Origin of the sequence: Thermoanaerobaculum aquaticum, assembly GCF_000687145.1 — a bacterium.
Classification (GTDB): Bacteria; Acidobacteriota; Thermoanaerobaculia; order Thermoanaerobaculales; family Thermoanaerobaculaceae; genus Thermoanaerobaculum; species Thermoanaerobaculum aquaticum.
In genome coordinates this window covers 1-1,168 of the sequence record NZ_JMFG01000063.1, presented here as the reverse complement: position 1 = coordinate 1,168, position 1,168 = coordinate 1, and the positions used below count along the sequence as shown (strand labels likewise).

Below are 1,168 nucleotides of genomic sequence, written 5' to 3'. Positions count from 1 at the left end.
CCTGGCTAAGTTCGCCTGGGCCACCCAGCGATTGCGTATCCTCGTTGCTCTAGGCGCTTTGCTTCTCGTATCGTTGTTTTTGGTGCCTTTTCGCAAGACCATGTGGGATTGGCTTGAGCCCGCCGCTACTGTTGCCACCCTGGCGGTAGCCATCCTTGTGTGGTACGGCGAACTCAAGCAGGATTTCCTTAACCAGCTTCCCAAGCGTCTCACTGTTAGCTTTTGGTTCGAATTGGACGGAAGACCAGTAGAAGTCATGACCTGTCAGCGCGCCCCGCTCGTTAGCGAAGGCGACATTCGTAACTGGGGCTTGCAGCTTGGCGGCCAGATGGCCGGGGAAATCGGGAGGTTGGAGATTTCTCCGGACTTGAGAATCGAAGGCCCCGAGGAAGTATGGGACGAAGGGTCTCCATTCCGCGAATACAAGCTACGCTTCACCCTTACCAAACTTCCCACCCATTTGCAGGAAAAGCAAAATCAGGGCGAGAACCCCCCTTACATCAAATGGGACCTTTCAAAAAAGACACTACTCCCCCAGGACAGCGCCATTCGTCCAGGACCAGCTAGTCGGTAGTCCAAAAGATAAAGGGACTATGACTTACTAGCCTGCTGATTCAAGCGCGATCCAGGCAGGTATTCTTTAGCCAACTGCACTTCCCCAACTGGCCCGTCACACGCCCTCGGTTTAACGAGCGCGTTTCTCGAGGAGCTTCTGAATGCTTTCTCTCTCCAGAGCCTCCTTTTCAAGCAAGTGGTTGGCCAATTCTTCAAGCAGGGAGCGGTTTTGCTGAAGTATTTGGATGGCGCGCTTTTGCGCTCCATTCAGCCAAGCCTGGACACGCTCCCCAGCCTGAGCAGCGAGATTCGAGCGCGCCTCCGGTGGACACTGGCTGAGCACCAGGGGACCAAACTCTTCATCGAGGCCCCATTGCGTCACCGCCCGCCAAGCCAAAGCGCTCGCCGATTCCAAATCGCTCGCGGCGCCGGTGGAAACCTCGTCGGAGGATACGGCCCCCATCCTTTCCGCCTCGCGGCCGGCAAGGTAGACAACCAGCTTCCGTTTTACATCACGGCGGGTCAGCCGGTGCCGTCTCTCGTCCACGCTTAGCCCGACGAAACCGAGAGCTCCGCTCTCGCTGGGAATGATCGTAAGGTAATCGATCGGGTG

The 1,168-nt window shown here is 56.8% G+C and carries 1 protein-coding gene and 1 pseudogene; one reads left to right on the top strand and one right to left on the bottom strand.

The window, feature by feature from the left end; all coding sequences use genetic code 11:
- A partial coding sequence (locus EG19_RS13830; protein ID WP_038050620.1) for a hypothetical protein occupies positions 1-574 on the top strand: 574 nt, incomplete at its 5' end.
- Positions 575-685: 111 nt separating this feature from the next.
- Here the strand turns inward: EG19_RS13830 and EG19_RS12030 are convergent.
- Positions 686-1,168: pseudogene (locus tag EG19_RS12030) on the bottom strand (hypothetical protein); the annotation flags it as partial.